The following is a 20,343-nucleotide window of genomic DNA, read 5'->3' on the forward strand; positions in this document are numbered from 1 at the left end:
CGTGGCCATCTTCCTGGACGAGACCAGCCGGATCGTCGTCTCCGGCATCACCGGTTCCGAAGGCGCCAAGCACACCCGGCGGATGCTGGCCGCCGGCACGAACGTCGTCGGCGGGGTGAACCCGCGCAAAGCCGGGCAGCACGTGGAGATCTCCGGTCGTTCGCTGCCGGTGTTCGGCAGTGTCGCGGAGTCGATCGCGTCGGCCGCGGCCGACGTCTGCGTGCTGTTCGTGCCGCCACCGTTCGTCGAGGACGCCGTCGTCGAAGCCGTCGACGCCGGGATCGGGCTCGCGGTGGTGATCACCGAGGGCGTCCCGGTGCACGACACGGCCCGGCTGTGGGCGCACGCGGTCGCGGCGGGCGGGCGGACCCGGATCATCGGGCCGAACTGCCCGGGCATCATCTCCCCCGGGAAGTCGAACGCCGGGATCATCCCGGCCGACATCACCGGCCCGGGGCGGATCGGGCTGGTGTCGAAGTCCGGCACGCTGACCTACCAGCTCATGCACGAGCTGCGCGACATCGGGTTTTCGACGTGCGTCGGCATCGGCGGCGACCCGATCATCGGGACGACGCACATCGACGCCGTCGAAGCGTTCGAAAAGGACCCGGAGACGGACCTGATCGTACTGATCGGCGAGATCGGCGGCGACGCCGAGGAACGCGCCGCGGAGTTCGTGCGGACTCATGTTTCCAAGCCGGTCGTCGGGTACGTCGCCGGGTTCACCGCACCGGAGGGCAAGACGATGGGCCACGCGGGCGCGATCGTCTCCGGCTCGGCCGGAACCGCGTCGGCGAAGAAGGAAGCGCTGGAGGCGGCCGGAATCCGCGTCGGGCGGACGCCGAGCGAGACGGCGGCGCTGGTCCGCGAGGTGCTGGGGTGATGCTCGCGAAGCCGCGGCTGAAGCTGGCGGTGCTCGCGTGCATGGACGCGAGGTTCAGCGTCCACCGGCTGCTCGGCCTCGGCGAGGGCGACGCGCACGTGATCCGCAACGCGGGCGGCGCGGTGACCGACGACGCGATCCGTTCGCTGACGGTCAGCCAGCACCTGCTGGGCACGCGCGAGATCGTGCTGATCCACCACCGGGACTGCGGGATGCGCACGTTCACCGACACGGACCTCGCGCGGCGCCTGGAGTCGTCGACGGGAATGCGGCCGGGCTGGGCGGCGGAGACGTTCACCGACCCGGTCCAGGACATCCGCCAGTGCATCGCGCGGCTGCGGGCGTCACCGTTCCTGCCCCACACGGACGCCGTCCGCGGCTATGTCCTGGACGAAAAGACCGGCGCGCTGGACGAGGTGTCGTGATGGAGCTGCGCCAGCTGGCGGTGGTGGTGGCGGTCGCGGAGGAGGGCGGCTTCACCGCGGCCGCCCAGCGGCTGCGGACGGTCCAGTCGACGGTGTCCACAGTGGTCCGCGCGTTGGAGCGGGACCTCGGGACGCCGTTGTTCCACCGCACGACGCACCGGGTGGTCCTGACGCCCGCCGGCGAGGCGTTCATGCCCGCCGCGCGGGCGGCCCTGGAGGCAGTGGCCCGCGCGCGGGCGGCGGTGTCGCCGGTGGCGGGCCGGGTGCAGCTCGGGGTGTGCCCGGGGTTGCTGTCGGAGTGGCATCGGGTGCTGGCGGCATTGCGGCACGTGCATCCGGCGTTGGTGGTGGAGGTGCGGCAGGTCCGGGCCGGTGAGGTGCTTTGCGCGGAGTCCACTGTGGACGTGGTGCTGACGGTGGTCGCGGTTGGTGCCGCTCAGGAAGTGGTGCCTTCTGCCGGTTCGACCGATCTGGTCACTACCCCGCTCCCCCGCGAAGAGCTCGTCCTCGCCACCGCACCCGGCGGCTCGCCTTCCGCACCGGCCGATCTCTCCGAGCTGTCCCTCGTGGACTTCCCGCCGGGCTGGGCCATCCGCGACGCCGTCGACCGGGCGTTTCCCTGTCGCCGGCGGTCGCTCGAGGTCGATGATCTCGCCGTTGCCGCCGGGCTCGTGCGGGCCGGGCTGGCCGCGTGCGTCCTGCCCGCGTCGGCCGCCTCGCGGTTCGCCGATCTCACCGTCCGGCGGTTCGACCGGCCGCCGCCGTGGCAGCTCGCCGCCGTGCACCGGGGCGATCCCTCGCCCGCCGTCGCCGCCCTGCTCGCTCAGCTCGGCTGAAGGCCCAGCCGGTCGGGTCGCGTGTAGACGTTCATCGACGTGCCGCGCAGGAACCCCACCAGCGTCAGCCCCAGTTCCGCGGCCAGGTCCACCGCCAGCGACGACGGCGCGGAAACCGCCGCCAGCAAAGGAATCCCGGCCATCGCCGCCTTCTGCACCAGCTCGAACGACGCCCGCCCGCTCACCATCAGCGCCGTCCCGGCCAGCGGCAGCCGGCCGTCGCGGGTCGCCCAGCCGACCACCTTGTCCACCGCGTTGTGCCGGCCGACGTCCTCGCGCAGGCACAGCAGCTTCCCGTCGGCGTCGAAGAGCCCGGCCGCGTGCAGGCCACCCGTACGGTCGAAGACCCGTTGCGCCGCCCGGAGTTCGTCGGGCAGCCCGGCGAGCGTCGCCGGGTCGATGCCGAACGGGTCGTCCTCGATCGGCCACGTCACCGTCGTCCGGACGGCGTCCAGGCTCGCCTTGCCGCACAGCCCGCACGAGGACGTCGTGTAGAAGTTCCGCTCCACCGTGGCGTCCGGCGGCGCGACGCCCGGAGCGAGCACGACGTCGAGCACGTTGTACGTGTTGCCGCCGTCGGCCGTGGCCCCGGCGCAGTACCGGATCGAGTGGACGTCCGAGGCCGCCCGCACCACACCCTCGCCGACCAGGAACCCGGCCGCGAGGTCGAAGTCGTCGCCCGGGGTCCGCATGGTGATCGACAGCGCTTTCCCGGCCACCCGGATCTCGAGGGGTTCCTCGACGGTCAGCGTGTCCGGGCGCGCGGTCGGCACGCCGTCGCGGACGCGCAGCACCCGCCGTCGGCTTGTCATCCGCCCCACGTCAGGCCACCGGCAGCAGCGACTTGGGCCGACCGGGCTGGGTCAGCCGCCCGGACAGCACCGCGCCGGCCAGGCTCAGCACCCCGGCCGCGGCGAACGCGCCGGCGAACCCGTGCGACGTCACGACGAGCGCGGCGAGCCCGATCCCGAGCACCGCACCGACCGCCTTGGCGGAGTACAGGATCCCGAAGTTCTGCGCCGCCGATTCCTCGCCGAAGTACTCGCGCACGAGGCCGACCAGCAGCGTGTAGCAGCAGCCGTTCCCGAGGCCGGCGAGCGCGACGCCCAGCAGCAGTCCGACGGCGTGCCGGTGCTCGCCCGAGTAGAAGAGGACGAACTGGGCGACACCGCCCGCGAGCAGCGCGAACCGCAGGATCCGGTGCCGGCCGAGCCGGTCGGCGAGCCGGCCGATGAGCACCCGCCCGCTGCCGGTCGCCGCCGCGAGCAGCGCCAGCGCGGCCGCGGCGAGCCCGGGCCCGGTGCGCTCGGCGACGAAGGTCGCCAGGTAGGCGAGGTCGAACAGCAGCACGGCGGCCGCGAGCACGACGACGAGATACAGCGCGAGGGTCGTCCCGCACCGGAACAGCTCCGCCGGCCGGTAGTGCCGGACGGCCGGGCGCCGGTTGTGCGCCCGGTCGAGGGCCCAGGTGCGCGGCTCGGGCGTCGCGGGCCACCAGTTCCGCGGCGGGTACCGCAGCAGCGCGCCGCACCCGGCGATCACGGCGAGCACGACCGCGGCGGTGACGTCCAGGAGCGCCGGTCGCGCGGCCGGCAGCGCGGCGGCGAGCACGACGAAGGGCACGCTGCCGTAGGCGAACGCGCCGCTGACGATGCCCGCGCTCGCCGCGGTCCGGTCCGGGAACCACGCCAGCACCGCGCCGACGCAGGTGGCGTAGACGAGGCCGGTGCCGAGCCCGCCGAGCACGGAGTAGCCGAGGAAGACGGCGAGCGGGCTGGTCGCGTGCCCGAGCGTCACCAGGCCCGCGGCGCACAGCACCGCGCCGGCGGCCATCGCGGCGGGTGCCGGGAGCAGGCCGCGTTCGCGCAGCCACGCCGCCGGGAAAGCCGTGCCGGCCTGGCAGATCGCCCAGACGGCGAGCGAGAGGACGATCCCGCCGAACGTCCAGCCGTGCGCGCGGCTCAGCGCGGGGACGATCGCGCCGAAGCCGTACTGCTGCACCCCGGCGGCGAGCATCGCCGCCGCGGCCAGCCAGGTGATCCACGTCCGCGGCCGGCCGAGCAGCTCCCGGTCGGACTCCCCGACGCGGTACCGCCGTCCGTAGACGTCCCGGAGCTCGCGGACCTCGGACATCGTGACCGCCTCCTCAGAACTCTCAACTGAAGATTGTATGCAGTATGGAGTAGTCCGAGTGTGCGCTTGTCGCGGTCGATTGTCTACAGCGATGCCCGATCGGCCGCACGCGACGGGCGGCACGGTGTCAGGAGGGGATTAGAGGAAGGCGGCCCGGTGGCCATCGAGGGAGGAGGCGGCCACCGGGCCGTGCTCCGGCGCGGTACCGGCCGCGTGGAGCACTGACAGTCTGGCCATCGGAGCCACCCTCCGACAAGCTTTACCGGCCGGGAAATGTCCGCTCGCCCCCGGCGGAAGATCCACACGCGACGGAGAGCGAGCGACTCCCTACGCGACAAGCCGATCAGGACAGTCGCGGCGAGCCGTCGGCGGATCCGGCCCGCCAAACGGAGACAGCACAGTGGGAAACAAACAAACGCGAGCGGCTCAGCACCCGCCGGCGTGCTTTTCGCGCGCCGGGATCTCCCCAACCCCGGGCGCGCGAAACACCGCTACCGGACTCCGCACCGTCGTGCTCCCCAGCGCAGCGGCGCGAAGTTCGTTGTCCGGCAACCGATCCGGCGTCAGGCCTTCTTGCGCGTCGCCCGCTTGCGCGCCGGCTTGGCTTCGACCGGCTCGACGGCCGCGACCTGGTCCGCTTCGAAGCCCGCGATGATCTCGCTCGACAGCCGGCCTCGCTCCGCGACCTCGTAGCCGTTGGCCTGCGCCCATTCGCGGATCTGGCGGTTGCGCTCGCGGTCGGTGCCCGAGCTCGAGGAGCCCGACAGCGACTGGCCGGTCGCGAGGCGCACCTTGCGGCCGCCGGTCCGCCGCGCGACCGCGACGTAGCGGGCGAGCTCGTCCCGGAGCGCTGACGCGTTGTCCTCGGACAGGTCGATCTCGTAAGTCACCCCGTCGAGGCTGAAGGGGACGGTCTGCGAAGCCTCGCTCCCGTCAAGGTCGTCCACCATCTCGACGTGCACCCGTTGTGCCATGGTTCGTCGTTCCTCATCTTCTCCAGAACACGGTCGGACAGACCCTAACCTGTCGAATCCCGCCCGGCACGCGCGACACCGGTGAAGCGTCCACAATGGCCGCCCGGGCGACCGCGCCGCCCCCGTCCAGGGTGACCGCAACCGAGCCGAAATGCGCGTCGTCTTGTCGAATATTTGTTTTTGTGATATAGTCGAAATCGAATCGGTACCGTGTCCGCATGACCACCGCCGACTTTCCCGGTATTGCTCCCCGCATCAGCCGCACGGCGTTCACCGCTGCCGCCGCGCGGGCGGCACATTTGCTCGTCGATGCCGAGCCGATCGTCTTCTCCGACACTCTCGCCGCAGCCCTCCTCGGCGAGCGCGCCGAGGAACTCCTGGCCTACCATCATCTCCACGGCACCCATCCGGTCCTGGCCGGCGCCCGCGCCCAGGCGGTGTGCCGCAGCCGGTTCACCGAAGACCGGCTCCTTCGTCCCCATTCCGGTATAGACCAGTATGTGATTCTCGGCGCCGGACTCGATTCGTTCGCGTATCGGGACGCGTCCGCGCGATTCCGGGTGTTCGAGGTCGACCGGCCCGCGACCCAGGCGGCCAAACGAGAACTGCTCGAGGGCGCCGGCGTCGCCGTGCCCGCTTCGGTCACGTTCGTCCCGGTCGACTTCGAAGCCGATCCGCTCCGGGAACGGCTCGTCCAGAGTGGACTGGACCCGTTTCGCCCCGTGTTCGTCAGCTGGCTCGGTGTCACCATGTACCTGACGCGGAAGGCGATTCTCGCCACATTGACGGATCTCGGCCGTTTCGCACCCGGATCGGAAATCGTCACCGATCACCTGCTTCCCGCGGAACTGCGCGACACGGCCGGAAACGCCTACGCCGAAGCCGTCGCACCGGTCGCCGCGGAACAGGGTGAGCCGTGGCTCACCTTCCTCTCCCCCGCGGCCATGAGCGGCCTCCTGCGCGACGCCGGGTTCGAAGTCGTCGAAGAGGCGGGCCAGCGCGAGAGCGTCGACCCGCGACTGTGGAACCGCACGGACGCGCTGCGTCCCGCTGCGCTTTCCGCACTGGTCCACGCCCGCATTCCCGATCGGCCCGGAATGGCAGGCACCGGAAACTGAAGCCGTTTCGCCGTCAATCCGGCAACAGGGGCACTTCGAGGTCGTCCGGGGGGGCCGGCGCCCCCGCCCCGCCCCCCCCCCCCCCGCCCCACCCCGCCCCCCCCCCCGCCCCCCCCCCGCGGCCGGGGGGGGGGCCCCCCCCCGCCCCCCCCCCGACCGCCGCCTTGCCGAACCGGTCCCGCACCGCGTCCAGCGCCGTGTCGAGCTGGGTCGCCCGCTGCCGCTCGAACGGCAGCGCGAGCTGGAACGGATCTTCGTCGGCCAGGTTGGACAGTGCCCCGCCGAGCAGGGTGATGCCGCGGTCGGCGATCATCGGCAGCGCGGCCACGAGCAGCTCCCGCGCCGCGGCGAGCAGGACGCCCGTGCCCGCGGTCGGCTCGTTCAGCGTGTGCGAGCGCGTGACCCGAGTGAAGTCGGCGAAGCGCAGGCGGATCGTCACCGTCCGGCAGACGCGCCGAGCGGCGCGCAGCCGGCGGGCGATCCGGTCAATCAGCGCCACCAGCACGACGTCGAGCTCGGCCGGAGTCCGCCGACCACGGCCGAGTGCCCGCTGGGCGCCGATCGACCGGCGCCGTACACCGACCTCGACGCGGCGCGGGTCCCGGTTGTGCGCCAGGGCGTGCAGGTGCCCGCCGGCCGCCCGGCCGAGCATGCTCACCAGGTCCACCGGCTCGGACGCGGCCAGCTGGCCGACCGTCGTGATCCCCCGCGCGTGCAGCTTTTCGGCGGTGACCTTGCCGACGCCCCAGAGCGCGCCGACCGGCAGCGGGTGCAGGAACTCCAGCTCCGCGTCGTGCGGGACGACCAGCAGGCCGTCCGGCTTCGCGACGCGGCTGGCCACCTTCGCGAGGAACTTCGTCCGCGCAACCCCTACCGTGATCGGCAGCCCGGCCCGCTCGGCGACGGCGACGCGCAGCCGTTCGGCGATGTCGCTGGGCCGTCCGCCGATCCTGGTCAACCCTCCGACGTCCAGGAAGGCTTCGTCGATCGAGAGGCCTTCCACCCACGGAGTGGTGTCGTGGAAGACCTCGAAGACCACCTTGCTCGCGGCCGAATAAGCCGACATCCGCGGCGGCACGACGACGGCGTGCGGGCACAGCCGCCGGGCCTGCGCGCCCCCCATCGCCGTGCGCACGCCATAGGCCTTGGCCTCGTAACTCGCGGCCAGGACGACCCCGCCGCCGACGATCACGGGGCGCCCTTTCAGCGCCGGATCGTCACGCTGTTCCACCGACGCGTAGAACGAATCGAGGTCGGCGTGCAGGATGGGCCCCTCGGCGGTCATAGAACATATGTTCGCATACACGGGCGCCGAAGTCCGCTTCTCCGTCCGCCGCGGAACCCCTGCCGCTGGTCGAAACTGAGCGTTTTCCCGGTTGTCCACCCTCTGTTGCCGCGGTCACACTCGACGGATCGAACCACCCGACCACTGGGGGCACCATGTCCGAGAAGTGCCGATGCGGCGACCACCACGCGTGGGCCAGTCCCAATCCGCAGGACCGCCCGGCGGCGGCACGCCAGCCGTTGCTGGCTTCGACGCTGGCCGGCGAAGACAGATCCGAGGACGACGGCCACCTCGACCCGACCGACCGCGTCACGTGCCGCACGCACCGCCGTTGGCTGCACGACTGCGTTTCTTCTCCGGTGCACACGAACCCGGCGATCGGCTACCGCTGGTGCCGCCGGTGCGACCACCAGGCGCTCGTCGCGGTGGACGAGCTGACCGGCGAGGTGGCGATCCACTGCGGGCTGTGTGGGCGGAGCCCGCGGAGCCGCGCGAACTTGGAGCTCGTGGAGTTGTGCCGGCGCAGTCTCGCACTGGCCCGCTCGGGACGGTTCCCGGAGTCGGCTGTCGCCTGATCGCCTGACTGTCGTGATCGCCTGACTGTCATGATGCGGGGGTGCCTCCACCCGGAACCACCGCGCTGGTGATCCTGCTGCCCGCCGCCGAACCCGCATTGGCCGCGGCCCGGCGGATCGATCCGGCTTTGGTCCGCCCCGGTTTGCCCGCGCACGTGACGGCTTTGTACCCCTTCTTGCCGGATGGCTTGGTGAGTTCCTCGGTTTTGGATGCGGTCCGGTCGCTTGCCTCGACTGTTGCGCCGACCGAGGTGCAGCTCGACGAGTTTCTTTCCGCGCCGGGTTTTGCTGCACTGCCGGCTCCTTCGCTTCAGCCGATCACTGATGCGGTGTGCGATCGCTGGCCGGAGGTTGCGCCTTACGGTGGACGGTTCGGGCCTCGCCCGCCCGCGCACGTGAATGTCGCCATGGGTGGCGACGAGGAGACGCTTTCCCGGGTGGGCGACGAAGTGCGGCCCTTGTTGCCGCTGACCGATCGCGCGACGGCGTTGCAGCTGGTGGCGCTCACCGAACGCGGCTGGGAGCTGCGGTTGGACGCACCGTTCACCGGATGAACCGACCACGCAATCACTGCGTTCACGCAGTCACTGCGCTCGTGTAGCCACTGCATTCATGTAGTGACTACAGCTATGTAATCACTACATACCAAGCAGCCCCAGCCGATCGCGTAGTGACTACACTTATGTAGCGACTACAGCTGCGCAGTCCAAGGTCGCAGCCAGTCCGCTTTTGCGGCCACCGCCGTCGCGAAGTGAGTTCACTGCCGTAGTCAGTACACCTTTGCACCCAGTGCCGTTGCGAAGTGAGTGCATTTCCGTAGTCAGTACACCTTTGTAGTCGGTGCGACTTCGAAGTCACCGCACCGGGCTGGCCACCTCGCCCGCCGTCTCGCCGCCGACCTTCCGGTACGCAAGCGCGATCGCCCGCAGCCGCGCGACGTCCGCGGCGAAAGGCTCCGCCTGCGCGACCGGCGGCTCCTCCTCCCCCGGCTCATCCGGCAGATCCCGCACCAGCCGAGCCGCTGCCGGAGCCGCCAGCTCCGGCGTCACCCCCGCCAGGATCAGCCCGTCGTTCGTCTCGCTCATCGCCGTCAGCAGCCGCTCGCGGCGAGACGGTCCGCCCGGGTCGATGCGCACGATCTCCGGGAACCGCCGCGTCAGGTGCGCGCGCAGCGGGCGCAGCAAGCGAAGCGTCTTCGCGTCACGACGCCCGGCCACCAGCCCCGGGATCGACGGGATCGTCAGCCCCACCACGATCAGCAGCACCGACACCGCCGGGAACCCGACGTCGAGCGTGCACGGCAACGTCGAGAACGGCCCGCGGCACAACGCCTTCGCCGGGTGGTCGTCCTGCAGCGCCTTGATCGTCGCGACGATCTTGCCCCCGAGGTAGGCGACCGCGAACGCCGACGCCAGCAGCAACAGCGTGAGCCCCGCACGCAGCGCGCCGCCGCTCGCGCGGATCGTCACCGCCGCCACCACGCCGATGTCGAGTACCGCCAACCCGAGGTAGACCGTGTACACGAACACGTAGACGACCAGCGTCGGGTGCGTGCCGTACAGCTCGTCGAACACCCCGACGCCGCGCGGCAGCCCCTGCGTGCTGAAGAACATCACCGTCAGCAGAGTCAGCGCGACGCCCAGTGCGACGAGCCGCGTGCGGCGTCCGCGGTCGCGGGTGCCGCTGATCTCCGCGACCGTCAGCCCGATCCCGTAGGCCGCGACCATCGTCGCGAGGTTCGACAGCAGCCGGCCGAGACTCGGGTAAAGCTCGCTCTCGAACTGCTGCGCGCGGTTGGACAGGAAGCAGAACGCCGCGCCGAGCGCGATGAGCGAGACGGCCAGGCCGGCGCCCGCGCCGGTGCGCCGGGCGCGGACCGCCCGCCAGATCCCGATTGCCAACGCGAAAAGCCCGACCCCGACGAACAGAATGTCGATCACGAGACGCGACTATCCCAGGAGTGCGGCCAGCCGCCTAGCCTGATCCGCCGCCCGGCCGGACGCACCCGGCTGAACGGCGGGCGGCTCGCTCGTCGCCGCGCTCATCAGGAGCACCGCGATCAGCTCGGCCTCGTACTCGTCGGTGCCGGTCGTCACGCGGGTCAGGAGGTGCGACAGCGCCTGCGGCGCCAGGTCCGGCGCGAGCTGCGCGGCTTCGGACTCCGACATCTGGCAGGACCCGGTGTGAGCGCACAGCATGTGGGCGAGTTCGTGGGCGATGATGTGGTCCTGGTGCAGCGCCGACGTGTGCTCGACGTAGGCGATCAGGTCGTAGTCCGGGCGGGCCTGCCACGCACCTGACGGCCGGCCGGGCCGGTACTCGACCGGCACGAGGTCGATCTCGCGTCCGCGCCAAGCCTCGAGACGGTCCACCCAGGCGTTCATCGACCACGGCCGGGGCACCGGGACGGCGGCGAGCACGGTCCGCACCCGCTGCCGGGCGCCGGCTCGGAGGTCCGTCAAGCCGCGCTCGTCGATGGGCCCTCCCCGGTCACCGGGCGCCAGCCGGGTGCACCGGGGCGCGATCACGGACGAGGTCATCGTAGCCGACTTCCCGCGATCACTCCGGCTTCCGCCGCCGGCCGTCGCGACGCCGGGTTTCGTCGTAGCCGGCCAGCTGGTCGAGCAGCGCCGTCACGGTTTCGCGGTCGCGTGGGGACAGCTGCATGGCCCGCTGCGCCAGGTTCCGCGCCTCGGTGTCGCGCCACGCGACGACGTCCTCGACCTGGCGATCGACCTGCCCGGCGACCTCGTCGTCGAAGAAGTACGTCACCGGCACGCCGAAGAACTGAGCGAGGGCCTGGATGTGCGAGCGCTTGGGGTCCTTGCGCGCGCCGACGGCGAGCTGCTGGACGTGGGTCGCCGACATCGTCACGCCGGTCTGCTCGGCGACGCCGTGGGCGATCTCCCGGTAGGAGTACGGCTTGCGGTCCGGCGGGTGCACGGTCGCGATCAAGTGCGCCAGTCGTTCGGCGAAACTGCGCTCATCGCTCACCACACACCACCTTCAGCCAGGAAACGTGACAACCGTCAGCGTAGCTGTTCCGAAAACTTGACACAGCCTGTCCCGGAAAGACTACGATACTCCCGTTCGATGTTTCGAAAACAGGACATCGGACCCCGGGGTGGCGCAGCGGCCGCCGGGCGAAGTCACGTGGCCGCTGGGGGTGGCCACGCGCCCAGCCCGCGTTCCCGCCGCGCCGCCCCACCTCAGCTCACTCCCAGTGCCGCGGCCAGCTTGGTGAAGTCGTCGCGCAGGCCCGGAACCGCTTCGTCGGTGACGCAGCCGGTGGAGAACTCGATGTAGAGGTCGTCGTCCTCGGGGATGTCGAGCTCGAAGTCGAGGTCGTCCGGGCCGAGCCGCTCGAAGTACTGGTCCGCGTCCATCCCGGCCGCCTGCCGCAGCCGCGCTTCGACGGCGCCTGCCTGCGGCGTCCGGCCTTCCAGTTTCAGGTGCAGATCGGCGGCGCCGGGGTCCGGGCCGAGGATCAGACCGTTCGTGCGGTCGCAGGACCACTCGGTGAAGTCGCGGGCAACGCCGGGCAGCGGCGCGAAGCCGTCGAGGCCGGAGGTCAGCCGGGTGATCGCAGCCGACGTCGGCCCGGACGGGAAGGGGCCGTGCTCGAGGGACTGGTCGAGCAACTGCAGCCCGAACCAGCCGCCGAGGAACAGCCAGAGCCCGAGCCCGAAGGCGAGGAACCCACCGCCGACGCCCAGCCGGGGCGAGTGGTCCCGCGCGAAGACATCGGAGTCGACGCCGTAGCGGACTTCGAGGTCGGGACGGTGCTCCCGCAGCGCGGCGAGGAAGTCTTCCGCGGCCCGGTGGTCACGCCAGCGGGCGCGCACCCGGCCGCCGTCGGTACGCAGTTCGACGACTTCGCGGTCGAAGTCCCCGGACGGCCGGAGCGCGACGATCAGCCCGACCAGCAGCGAGGTCGGCAGCCAGAAGGCGAGCCAGAACGGCTTGGCCGACACGGCTCCCCGCCGGACTTCGGTGATCGTGGTGTAGGGGAGGAGGGATCCGTCCAAGCGGATGCCGTCGGGACCGAAGCGAGCGACGGGCGGCCAGGCGCGACCGAGCAGCCAGCCGACGACCGCGACGAGGACGTCGAAAGCCAGGCCGATCCAGAAGAACGGCCGCTCCGGCGTGACGAAGATGCCGTAGAGGTGCCACGCGGCGAGGGCTGCGGCGACCGCGACGAGGACCCAGGTCCACCGGCGGGCGCGCGAGAGCGGGACCACGCGCGTCGGGGTGTCCGCCATGGGTGGGAGCGTAGGGCGCCGGATGTGGGCGCGGTGCGGCAAAAGTACCCTCCTGGCAAGGGTTCTCGACCGGCCGAGTCAGCCCGCGCGCGGGTTGGTGGCTGGGAGGCGCCGCGTGCAGTTGGGAAGTCATCTCGCGCGGGCATCTCGCGCGGCCGGGCGGGCACCTCGTGTGATTGCGCGGGCATCACGTGTGATTGGCGGGGCATCTCGTGTGATTGCGCGGGCATCACGGTTGTCGTGGGCTTTGGCGTCGCTCCCCTGCCAGCAGTTCGCGCAGGGCTGCCGGGGTTGTTCCCGCGTGTTCGCGGACCGTGCGGGTCAGGTGGGCCTGGTCCGCGAACCCCAGGTCCGCCGCCAACGCAGCCAAGCCTCGCTCCCCCGCCTCCAGGCGGTCCAGAGCCCGGCCCACCCGGACCCGGTTGCGGTACCGCGTCAGCGAAACCCCCAGCTCACGCGGGAAAGCCCGGCTCAGCCGGTACGGCGAAACCCCCAGCAGGTCCGCCAGCGGAAAGAGCCCACCCGGGTCCTCCGCGGCGATCGCCTCGCGAGCGCGCGACACCAACGCACGATCGTCCACACGGCCGCCGGATGCAGGCGTCGGCGACGGGGCCGCCTGGGTGATCGCAGCACCCACGAGAACCAGCAGTTCCTCCGCCAGCGCGTAGTCCGGGTCGGCGACCGACGCGACCGCCCGGCGATGGGCGAGGTCGAGGCGCCCGTCGACGTACACCGTCGGAGACACCGACCCGTCGCCCGCGAGCTGACGCCAGCGTCGCTCGCCGAACGTCACCGATGTGCACACGTCGCCGCCCGCCGGGTGCGCGAAGCTCTCCTCCTCCCCCGGCGACGCGAGGTACGCGACCGTCGAGTCCGCGTCCTCGACCCTCCCCCGGGCGCGGCGGCGGAACCGGCCACGGCGGACCAGCACCATCCGGTGGCCCGACGCCACCTCGGGCGGGGACCAGCCCGGGTGGTCGTCCGCGCACCGCACCACGCTCACCGCGTATCCCGGGCGGGCCGCGACTTCGACTGTTTCCAGCACGCCCCGGACGCTACGCCGGGGGTCCGACAGTTTCCGCAAGGATCTTCAAGACCCCGGGCCGACGCGAAAGGCAAGCTGCCGGCAGAACGAAAGGAGTCGGGAAATGCCCGCGGAACTCACCACGATCGTCCTCGACTGCGCCGACCCGGCCGCGCTCGCCGCCTTCTACGCCAAGGGACTCGGCCTGGAAGTGACCTATCAGGACGACGACACCGTCCAGCTCGGCGGCCCGGTCGGGCTCGGTTTCCAGCGCGTCGCCGGCTACCGGGGCCCGGCCTGGCCGGACGACGCCAAGCACGCCCACCTCGACCTCAGCGTCGGCGACCTCGAAAGCGCTGTCACGGAGTTCGAGGCGCTCGGCGCCACCAAGCCGGACTTCCAGCCCGGTGGCGCCGACTGGGTCGTGCTCGCCGACCCCGAAGGTCACCTCTTCTGCCTGATCCCGGGCTGAGTCACCGGCGGTAGACGCCGAACTCGTACAGCGAATAGCCGTACGCCGACCCACGCTGGGTCGCGGACATCCGCACGTACCGGGCGGTGGCCGAGAGGTCCAGGTCGTCGGCGCCGCCGTCGCCCGACGTCGTCGAGTACACCGACCGCCAGTTGGCCGCGTCGTCGCTGACCTGGATCTCGTACGCCTTCCCGAAGGCCGACTCCCAGATCAGCTGGACGTGGTCGAACGCCTGCCGGCTGCCCAGGTCCACCTGCAGCCACTGCGGGTCGGCCCACGCGCTCGCCCAGCGCGTGGCGGTGTTGCCGTCCGTCGCGGCCTGCGGCGGGTACGGCGCACCCGGGCCGTCGGCCTGGTACGTCGACGCCGTGGTCGCCGCGCCGCGGGCCAGGTTCGTGCCCGGCACCGGCGGGGCGACCACGCGCAGCGAACGCGTCTCGATGCCGACGTTGCCGTGGCCGTCCCGGGCGTAGAGGTAGATCTTCCAGACGCCCAGCTGCTGCGGCGCGGTGACCGTGAACGTCCCGTTCCCGGTGAACTGCGCCGGGATCAGCCCGGCCGCGTTGTTGATGTACTTGCTGTTGTAGCCCATGGTGTAGGTGATCGGGTCACCGTCCGGATCGGACACCGCGGTGGTCAGGGTGAACGTTCCGCCGGCCGGGACGTCGGTGGTGCGGCTGAGGTTCATCGCCGAGATCACCGGCGGCGTATTGCCGCCGGTCTGTCCACTGTAGAGCTTGCGGACGGCGTACCAGGCGAGCCGCTTCTCGTTGCCGGTGGTGATGTTGAACCAGACGCCGCCGAAGTCGCCTTCGGTGCCGTAGTGGAACAGCGTCGCGCCGAGGGCCACACCCGGGTGGGCCAGCACGCAGTTCCAGGCGTTCGTGTACCCGTCACGCTTCTGCTGGTCGGTCGGTTCCGCAGGGACGCCGTTGACGTCGTTCGGGACCTCCCACTCACCGGCCGGGCCGGTCTCGGTGATGATGTACGGCTTCGTGTAGCCGCCGTTGATCCAGTCCTGCTTCACCTGGCAGACCTGGGCGTAGGAGTTGACGGAGTAGAGGTCGAGGTTCGGCGTGTAGGCCTTGTAGTACGGCCACGCGCCGGTCCAGGCGTCGGTCGAGGTCACCGGGTGGTTGGCGTCGATGGCGTGGATCGCCTGCGCGGCCTGGTCGACGAACCGGGCGTAGGCGATCCGGTTCTGCTCCAGCAGCGTGCCGGAGTAGCAGTTCTGCATGCCGAGGATCGACTCGTTGCCGACGTTCCACATGAGCACGCCGGCGTTCGCCTTGTAGGTGTTGACCCACTTCTGGATCTCGCCGAGCATCGTGTTCTTGTAGTTCGTGTCGGTGGTGTAGTCGACGCAGCCGCCGCTACCGGGTCCGCCACCGGGCTGGAGCCAGAACCCGGCGACGACCTTGATGCCGTTGGCCGCGGCGGCGTCCAGCAAGGGCTGGCTGGAGCCGTCGGTGCCCCAGGTGCGGACGGTGTTGACGCCGATCGAGTGCAGCTCCGGCATCCGCGTCGCCGCTTCGCTCACCGGCGGACCCCACGTGAGGCCCTTGACGGTCCACGGCCGGCCGTCGACGCTCAGCTGCCAGTTGCCCTGGCTGCCGGTCACCTTCGTGACGCCGGGGCCGCCCGGCGTCGACGTGCCCGGGGTGCCGCTGACCTGGAACTCCCACAACGAATAGCCGTAGCCGCCGACGCGGTGGGTGCCGTAGAAGCGCACGTAACGGCCGTGGCCGGTGACGGCGAGGTTCTGGACGCCGCCGGTCGCGGTCGTCGTACTGTATACAGTCTGCCAAGACGCGGCGTTGTCCGAAACCTGGATCTCGTAGGCGGTCGCGTAGGCGGCTTCCCAGTTCAGCGTGACCTGGCTGATGTCCGCGGACGCGCCGAGGTCGACCTGCAGCCACTGCGGGTCGCTCCAGGCGCTCGCCCAGCGGGTGCCGGCGTCGCCGTCGACCGCCGCGGACGCCGGAGTCGAGGCCCCCTCACTGCTGGAGGCGGTCACCGGTCTGCCCTGCGAGAGCAGGGTCGCGGCGTGTGCCGCTGGTGCGGGGCCGGCTAACAGGCCCAATACCAGCAGGACCACGAGTGCCGGGACGGCACGAAGGGGCAACGGTCGGTCCACGATGACTCCCGCGCGAAAAGGGGGACGGAGATTGGAGAGCGCTCTCCGGCTGTCCGATGGAACGGCACCAGCCCCGCGTTGTCAAGATTCCGGCCGGGAATCGGACAATGCCTGTCTTGCGGCGGATCCGGGTACTCCTTGACACGGCGGCGGCTCGCTGCGCATGCTGTGGGAGAGCGCTCTCCCATCCTTGGCACCTCACCGTGGAGGACCCTTGGCAACGAAAGCCGCGCTCCTCGCCTGCACCGCCGCCACCGTGCTGGCAGGCGCCTTCCTGACCGCGGCCACCTGGTCGCCCGCCGGAGCCGACGACCTGGTGACCCATCACGAGTTCCAGGTCAACTGCTCCCCCAGCCACCACCAGCCGGACGACCCGATCGTCTTCCCCGGGCTGCCCGGCGCGTCCCACGACCACACGTTCATCGGCAACAAGACCACCAACGCGAACACCACGACGCAGTCGCTGCAGGCCGCGGGCGTGGGCAACACGACCTGCCTGGCGCCGGACGACCTGTCCGCGTACTGGTTCCCGACGGTCTACAACGGGAACCAGGTGATCCTGCCGAACTTCGCGCAGGTCGTGTACTACAAGTCCGGCATCCTCGACTACACCAAGGTGGTGCCGTTCCCGCCCGGCCTGCGCTACGTCGCCGGGACGGTCACGGCGACGCAGGACCAGTTCCAGAACGCGCCCGGCGCGATCGAGGGCTGGGAGTGCGGGGACAGCTTCCACAACTGGGACATCCCGGTGCAGTGCACGCCGGGCAGCCAGCTGAACATCCGCTACCAGGCACCGAGCTGCTGGGACGGCGTCCACCTGGATTCGGCCGACCACAAGAGTCACATGGCGTACCCGGACAAGACGACGCTGACGTGCCCGGCCGACCACCCGGTCGCGGTGCCGATGCTGGAGTTCAAGATCGCGTTCCCGGTCAGCGGGGACATGTCGGGCGTGCACCTGGCCAGCGGGCGCGGGTACTCGTGGCACTACGACTTCTTCAACGCGTGGGACCCGCCGACCCTCGCCGCCCTGGTCACGCACTGCATCAACGGTGGTCTCCAGTGCGACCCGCGCGGGTTCGACCTGTACAAGCCGGACCGGGGCACCGTGCTCGGGCCGAACTACCGGCTGCCCGGCCGTCCGTGAGACGGCTGCTCCTGGTGGGGGCGGCGGTGGTGGCGACCATGGGCGGGTGCGCCACCACCGGCCCCGCCCCCACCGCCGGCCCCGCGTCGCCGTTCAACCCGACGGACGTGGCGTGGCTGCAACTGGTCGTGCCGATGACGGAGAACGCGCTGTCGGCGGCCCGGCTGGCTCCTTCGCGTGCGGCGAGCCCGGCGGTCCGGAAGGCCGCGGACTCGGTCTCAGGGGCACAGGAAGGGCTGCTGGTGCGGTTGAAGGCAGCCCGCGACCGGGCGGGGTTGCCGGCCGCTGACGTCCACAGTGGACATCGGATGCCGGGGATGGTCACCGCGGCGGACCTGGTGGCGTTGCGCACCGGCAGCGGCGCGGAGTTCGACCAGCGGCTGATCGCGCTGCTGCGGGCGCATGCGGCGCAGCTGGTGGTGCTGGCGAAGGGTGAGCAGACCTCGGGCGCGGACGCGGAGACGAAGCGGCTCGCCGGCGAGGTCGGCGCCGAGGGAGCTCAGCAGGAGAAGGAGCTGGCGAACGCGGCTTGATCGAGCGAGTGACCCACCATTCCGTGCATGGCCCGTCGAGAGACTTCGACGGGCCATGCGCGGACTTGCGCGGTCCCACGAGCAACGGCCCGGACCGAGGTCGACGTGACTTCGGACCGGGCCGTGGAGGGCCATCACCCCACATGGTGGCCGAGCCGGGCGCGGGGGGGGGGGGCCCCCCCCCCCCCCCCCTTCGGTGTGTCAGCTTCAGATGAGGCCGAGCTTCTGCACGGTGTCGCGCTCCTCGACGAGCTCGGCGACCGAGGCGTCGATGCGGGCGCGGGAGAAGTCGTCGATCTCGAGGCCCTGGACGATCTCGTACTTGCCGTTCTTCGCGGTGACCGGGAAGGACGAGATGATGCCTTCGGCGACGCCGTAGGAGCCGTCGGAGACGACGCCGGCGGAGGTCCAGTCGCCCTCGGGGGTGCCGTTGACCCAGCTGTAGACGTGGTCGATCGCGGCGGAGGCCGCGGACGCGGCGGAGGACAGGCCGCGGGCCTCGATGATGGCGGCGCCGCGCTTGGCGACGGTCGGGATGAAGTCGCTCTCGAGCCAGGCCTGGTCGACCTCGACGCTCTTGCCGCCGACCTCGGCGTGCTGGACCGAGGGGTACTGGGTGGCGGAGTGGTTGCCCCAGATGGCGAGCTTCTTGAGCTCGGTGACGGGGACGCCGAGCTTCTTGGAGAGCTGGGCGAGGGCGCGGTTGTGGTCGAGGCGGGTCATCGCGGTGAAGCGGTCGGCGGGCACGTCGGGGGCGTGCGAGCGGGCGATGAGGGCGTTGGTGTTGGCGGGGTTGCCGACGACGAGGACCTTGATGTCGTCGGCGGCGCCGGCGTTGATGGCTTCGCCCTGGGGCTTGAAGATGCCGCCGTTGGCCTCGAGGAGGTCGCCGCGCTCCATGCCCTTGCTGCGGGGGCGGGCGCCGACGAGGAGGGCGATGTTGGTGCCTTCGAAGGCCTGCTTGGGGTCGTCGAAGATGTCGGTGCCGGCCAGGAGCGGGAACGCGCCGTCGTCGAGCTCCATGGCGGTGCCCTCGGCCGCCTTGACCGCCTGCGGGATCTCGAGGAGCCGCAGCTTCACCGGGACGTCCTGGCCGAGGAGCTGACCGGACGCGATGCGGAAGAGCAGCGCGTAGCCGATCTGGCCGGCGGCGCCGGTGACGGTCACGTTGACAGGGGCTTGGGTCATTGCGGTTCTCCAGCTTGAGACGACTTCGGCTTGTGGTAGGGAGCCTATCTCTCCTCGTGGTTGCGGGTCGGGTGCGTCCAGTCACTCTCGCTGGATCGATCAGGGGGTGAAGAGGTCGGTGCTGGTGATGAGGACGGTGTTTTCGCCGTCGGGGCCGGCGGCGCCGAGCACGGTGGCGCCGCCGGCGATGAGGACGCGGCCGTCGGCGAGCTTGACGGCGCCGAACTTCGCGCGGCCGGCGGAGAGGCCGATGGGCGGGGCCCAGGTGCGGGTGGCGGGGTCGTAGGTCTCGGAGTTCTGGTAACCGGTGTCGTAGCCGCCGTATTCGAGGCCGCCGATGGCGATGACCTTGCCGGAGTCGAGCTTGATCATGCGGAATTCGTCGCGGGCGACCTTCATCGAGGCGGTCGGCGCCCAGCGCCGGGTGGCGGGGTCGTACCGCTCGGTGTCGCTGAGGCTGAAAGGGCTGTAGCTCCAGTTGACGGGGCCGCCCTGGTGGCCGCCGGTGAGCAGGACGGCGCCGTCGTCGAGCGCGACGGCCTGGGCGTTGACGCGGGGTGTGCCGGTTTCGAGGGGCACGGGGGTGCCGATGGGGTCGGTCGGTGTCCAGGTGCCGGCGGTGGGGTCGTAGGTCTCGCAGAAGGTGAGGCCGGCGAGGTCGCCGCCGGTTTCGACGAGGCCGGAGACGGCCATGACGTGGCCGTCGGGCAGGAGGACGGCGGAGAACGAGGCGCGAGGGTGGAGCATCGGGGCCGCCGGGGTCCACTGGCCGGTCGCGGGGTCGTAGATCTCGGCGGTGGTGGTGACGATCTGGGCGGGCAGGGGTGGCTGGTCGGTGGCGCCGCCGGCGACGAGGACCCGGCCGTCGGGCAGGAGGGTGGCGGAGTGGAGGCAGCGGCTCTGGTGCAGTGAGCCGGTCTCGGTCCAGGTCCCGGTGGCGGGGTCGTAGATTTCCGCCGAGGCGAGGATGAACGGCTTGACCGAGGGGTGCCCGTGTCCGCCGCCGACGGCGAGGACGCGGCCGTCGGCGAGCGTGGTGAGGGTGTGGATGCGCCGGCTGGTGAGCATCGGGCCGGTGGGGGTCCATTGGCCGGTGGCGAGGTCGTAGAGGGCGGCGTCGGCGAAGGTCTGGGAGCCGCGGTTGTTTCCGCCGCCCGCGGCGAGGACGCGGCCGTCGTGGAGGAGGACCGGGCCTTCGTAGGGGTGGTCCCACTGGCGCGGCCAGGGGAGGTCGCCGGTGGGGGCCCAGCCGGTGGTCGTGGTGGTCGGGAGTTCCGTCTGTGCGGTCATGATCCGACCATCGCGGGTGCGGGGAATCATCGTCAAGGGATCGCCCGAAGGCCGGCCTTTT

Annotated in this window: 21 protein-coding genes; 9 read left to right on the forward strand and 12 right to left on the reverse strand. The window is 71.3% G+C overall.

The genetic code is table 11. The features are described 5' to 3' along the window. Window position 1 precedes the first annotated feature (1 nt). The 3 genes from sucD to QQ657_RS51545 are packed head-to-tail and all read left to right on the forward strand — an operon-like array spanning window position 2 to window position 2,144. A complete protein-coding gene (gene sucD / locus QQ657_RS51535) occupies window positions 2–883 on the forward strand; it encodes a succinate--CoA ligase subunit alpha (protein WP_284749802.1) in 882 nt (293 codons plus the stop codon). Next, window positions 883–1,308: a beta-class carbonic anhydrase gene (locus tag QQ657_RS51540; protein ID WP_284749803.1), complete on the forward strand. Its 426-nt coding sequence runs from the start codon at window positions 883–885 to the stop codon at window positions 1,306–1,308. The genes sucD and QQ657_RS51540 overlap by 1 nt, the downstream gene beginning before the upstream one ends. Then, window positions 1,308–2,144, forward strand: a complete 837-nt coding sequence (locus QQ657_RS51545; RefSeq protein ID WP_284749804.1) for a LysR family transcriptional regulator — start codon at window positions 1,308–1,310, stop codon at window positions 2,142–2,144. Before QQ657_RS51540 ends, QQ657_RS51545 begins: the two co-directional genes overlap by 1 nt. Here QQ657_RS51545 and fdhD read toward each other — a convergent pair. From fdhD to QQ657_RS51560, 3 genes are all read right to left on the reverse strand, one after another. Beyond that, a complete protein-coding gene (gene fdhD, locus QQ657_RS51550; RefSeq protein ID WP_284749805.1) occupies window positions 2,132–2,965 on the reverse strand; it encodes a formate dehydrogenase accessory sulfurtransferase FdhD in 834 nt (277 codons plus the stop codon). The genes QQ657_RS51545 and fdhD overlap by 13 nt on opposite strands. Before the next feature lies 1 nt (window position 2,966). After that, a complete protein-coding gene (locus QQ657_RS51555) occupies window positions 2,967–4,277 on the reverse strand; it encodes an OFA family MFS transporter (protein WP_284749806.1) in 1,311 nt (436 codons plus the stop codon). A 563-nt stretch (window positions 4,278–4,840) separates the two neighbouring features. After that, window positions 4,841–5,251, reverse strand: a complete 411-nt coding sequence (locus QQ657_RS51560) for a histone-like nucleoid-structuring protein Lsr2 (protein ID WP_284749807.1) — start codon at window positions 5,249–5,251, stop codon at window positions 4,841–4,843. A 218-nt stretch (window positions 5,252–5,469) separates the two neighbouring features. Here QQ657_RS51560 and QQ657_RS51565 point away from each other — a divergent pair, with 218 nt between their 5' ends. After that, a complete protein-coding gene (locus QQ657_RS51565) occupies window positions 5,470–6,369 on the forward strand; it encodes a class I SAM-dependent methyltransferase (RefSeq protein ID WP_284749808.1) in 900 nt (299 codons plus the stop codon). A 13-nt stretch (window positions 6,370–6,382) separates the two neighbouring features. On the opposite strand, the gene dinB is transcribed toward QQ657_RS51565, so the two are convergent. Then, window positions 6,383–7,654, reverse strand: a complete 1,272-nt coding sequence (dinB, locus tag QQ657_RS51570; RefSeq protein WP_284749809.1) for a DNA polymerase IV — start codon at window positions 7,652–7,654, stop codon at window positions 6,383–6,385. 155 nt (window positions 7,655–7,809) lie between these two features. Between dinB and QQ657_RS51575 the strand changes: the two genes are divergently transcribed. Beyond that, a complete protein-coding gene (locus QQ657_RS51575) occupies window positions 7,810–8,229 on the forward strand; it encodes a hypothetical protein (protein WP_284749810.1) in 420 nt (139 codons plus the stop codon). 68 nt (window positions 8,230–8,297) lie between these two features. After that, complete coding sequence (locus QQ657_RS51580; RefSeq protein ID WP_284749811.1) at window positions 8,298–8,783, forward strand: 2'-5' RNA ligase family protein; 486 nt, start codon at window positions 8,298–8,300, stop codon at window positions 8,781–8,783. A 300-nt stretch (window positions 8,784–9,083) separates the two neighbouring features. On the opposite strand, the gene QQ657_RS51585 is transcribed toward QQ657_RS51580, so the two are convergent. The 5 genes from QQ657_RS51585 to QQ657_RS51605 form a co-directional block, all read right to left on the reverse strand. Continuing rightward, window positions 9,084–10,169, reverse strand: a complete 1,086-nt coding sequence (locus tag QQ657_RS51585; protein ID WP_284749812.1) for a hypothetical protein — start codon at window positions 10,167–10,169, stop codon at window positions 9,084–9,086. Between the two features lie 9 nt (window positions 10,170–10,178). Continuing rightward, window positions 10,179–10,691: a hypothetical protein gene (locus QQ657_RS51590; protein WP_284749813.1), complete on the reverse strand. Its 513-nt coding sequence runs from the start codon at window positions 10,689–10,691 to the stop codon at window positions 10,179–10,181. Between the two features lie 97 nt (window positions 10,692–10,788). Then, entirely contained in the window at window positions 10,789–11,223 is a 435-nt protein-coding gene (locus QQ657_RS51595) for an XRE family transcriptional regulator (RefSeq protein WP_284749814.1), read from the reverse strand. Between the two features lie 215 nt (window positions 11,224–11,438). Continuing rightward, window positions 11,439–12,491: a hypothetical protein gene (locus QQ657_RS51600; RefSeq protein WP_284749815.1), complete on the reverse strand. Its 1,053-nt coding sequence runs from the start codon at window positions 12,489–12,491 to the stop codon at window positions 11,439–11,441. A 229-nt stretch (window positions 12,492–12,720) separates the two neighbouring features. Then, window positions 12,721–13,566 (reverse strand): AraC family transcriptional regulator, encoded by an 846-nt coding sequence (locus QQ657_RS51605; RefSeq protein ID WP_284749829.1) that lies wholly within the window; start codon window positions 13,564–13,566, stop codon window positions 12,721–12,723. A gap of 73 nt (window positions 13,567–13,639) precedes the next feature. On the opposite strand from QQ657_RS51605, the gene QQ657_RS51610 reads away from it, so the two are divergent. Beyond that, complete coding sequence (locus QQ657_RS51610; RefSeq protein ID WP_284749816.1) at window positions 13,640–13,987, forward strand: VOC family protein; 348 nt, start codon at window positions 13,640–13,642, stop codon at window positions 13,985–13,987. A 1-nt stretch (window position 13,988) separates the two neighbouring features. Here QQ657_RS51610 and QQ657_RS51615 read toward each other — a convergent pair whose 3' ends face one another. Beyond that, window positions 13,989–16,124 carry a discoidin domain-containing protein gene (locus QQ657_RS51615; protein ID WP_284749817.1) on the reverse strand — a complete coding sequence of 712 codons (2,136 nt, stop codon included), beginning with the start codon at window positions 16,122–16,124 and terminating at the stop codon, window positions 13,989–13,991. A 214-nt stretch (window positions 16,125–16,338) separates the two neighbouring features. On the opposite strand from QQ657_RS51615, the gene QQ657_RS51620 reads away from it, so the two are divergent. Both QQ657_RS51620 and QQ657_RS51625 read left to right on the forward strand, forming a co-directional pair. After that, on the forward strand, window positions 16,339–17,271 hold the full coding sequence (locus QQ657_RS51620) for a DUF1996 domain-containing protein (protein WP_284749818.1): 933 nt from the start codon (window positions 16,339–16,341) through the stop codon (window positions 17,269–17,271). Beyond that, on the forward strand, window positions 17,268–17,804 hold the full coding sequence (locus QQ657_RS51625; protein ID WP_284749819.1) for a DUF305 domain-containing protein: 537 nt from the start codon (window positions 17,268–17,270) through the stop codon (window positions 17,802–17,804). Before QQ657_RS51620 ends, QQ657_RS51625 begins: the two co-directional genes overlap by 4 nt. 207 nt (window positions 17,805–18,011) lie before the next feature. On the opposite strand, the gene QQ657_RS51630 is transcribed toward QQ657_RS51625, so the two are convergent. Together QQ657_RS51630 and QQ657_RS51635 are read right to left on the reverse strand one after the other, a co-directional pair. Next, window positions 18,012–18,992: a malate dehydrogenase gene (locus QQ657_RS51630; RefSeq protein ID WP_284749820.1), complete on the reverse strand. Its 981-nt coding sequence runs from the start codon at window positions 18,990–18,992 to the stop codon at window positions 18,012–18,014. Window positions 18,993–19,091: 99 nt separating this feature from the next. Then, on the reverse strand, window positions 19,092–20,282 hold the full coding sequence (locus QQ657_RS51635) for a Kelch repeat-containing protein (protein ID WP_284749821.1): 1,191 nt from the start codon (window positions 20,280–20,282) through the stop codon (window positions 19,092–19,094). Between the last annotated feature and the right edge of the window lie 61 nt (window positions 20,283–20,343).

The organism is Amycolatopsis ponsaeliensis (assembly GCF_030182635.1).
Lineage (GTDB): Bacteria > Actinomycetota > Actinomycetes > Mycobacteriales > Pseudonocardiaceae > Amycolatopsis > Amycolatopsis ponsaeliensis.

Excerpts from the sequence above, each read along its gene's own strand:
- QQ657_RS51540 (WP_284749803.1), top strand. The coding sequence starts at position 883 with ATGCTCGCGAAGCCGCGGCTGAAGCTGGCGGTGCTCGCGTGCATGGAC.
- QQ657_RS51545 (WP_284749804.1), top strand. The coding sequence starts at position 1,308 with ATGGAGCTGCGCCAGCTGGCGGTGGTGGTGGCGGTCGCGGAGGAGGGC.
- QQ657_RS51555 (WP_284749806.1), bottom strand. The coding sequence starts at position 4,277 with ATGTCCGAGGTCCGCGAGCTCCGGGACGTCTACGGACGGCGGTACCGC.
- QQ657_RS51560 (WP_284749807.1), bottom strand. The coding sequence starts at position 5,251 with ATGGCACAACGGGTGCACGTCGAGATGGTGGACGACCTTGACGGGAGC.
- QQ657_RS51565 (WP_284749808.1), top strand. The coding sequence starts at position 5,470 with ATGACCACCGCCGACTTTCCCGGTATTGCTCCCCGCATCAGCCGCACG.
- dinB (WP_284749809.1), bottom strand. The coding sequence starts at position 7,654 with ATGACCGCCGAGGGGCCCATCCTGCACGCCGACCTCGATTCGTTCTAC.
- QQ657_RS51575 (WP_284749810.1), top strand. The coding sequence starts at position 7,810 with ATGTCCGAGAAGTGCCGATGCGGCGACCACCACGCGTGGGCCAGTCCC.
- QQ657_RS51600 (WP_284749815.1), bottom strand. The coding sequence starts at position 12,491 with ATGGCGGACACCCCGACGCGCGTGGTCCCGCTCTCGCGCGCCCGCCGG.
- QQ657_RS51610 (WP_284749816.1), top strand. The coding sequence starts at position 13,640 with ATGCCCGCGGAACTCACCACGATCGTCCTCGACTGCGCCGACCCGGCC.
- QQ657_RS51630 (WP_284749820.1), bottom strand. The coding sequence starts at position 18,992 with ATGACCCAAGCCCCTGTCAACGTGACCGTCACCGGCGCCGCCGGCCAG.
- QQ657_RS51635 (WP_284749821.1), bottom strand. The coding sequence starts at position 20,282 with ATGACCGCACAGACGGAACTCCCGACCACCACGACCACCGGCTGGGCC.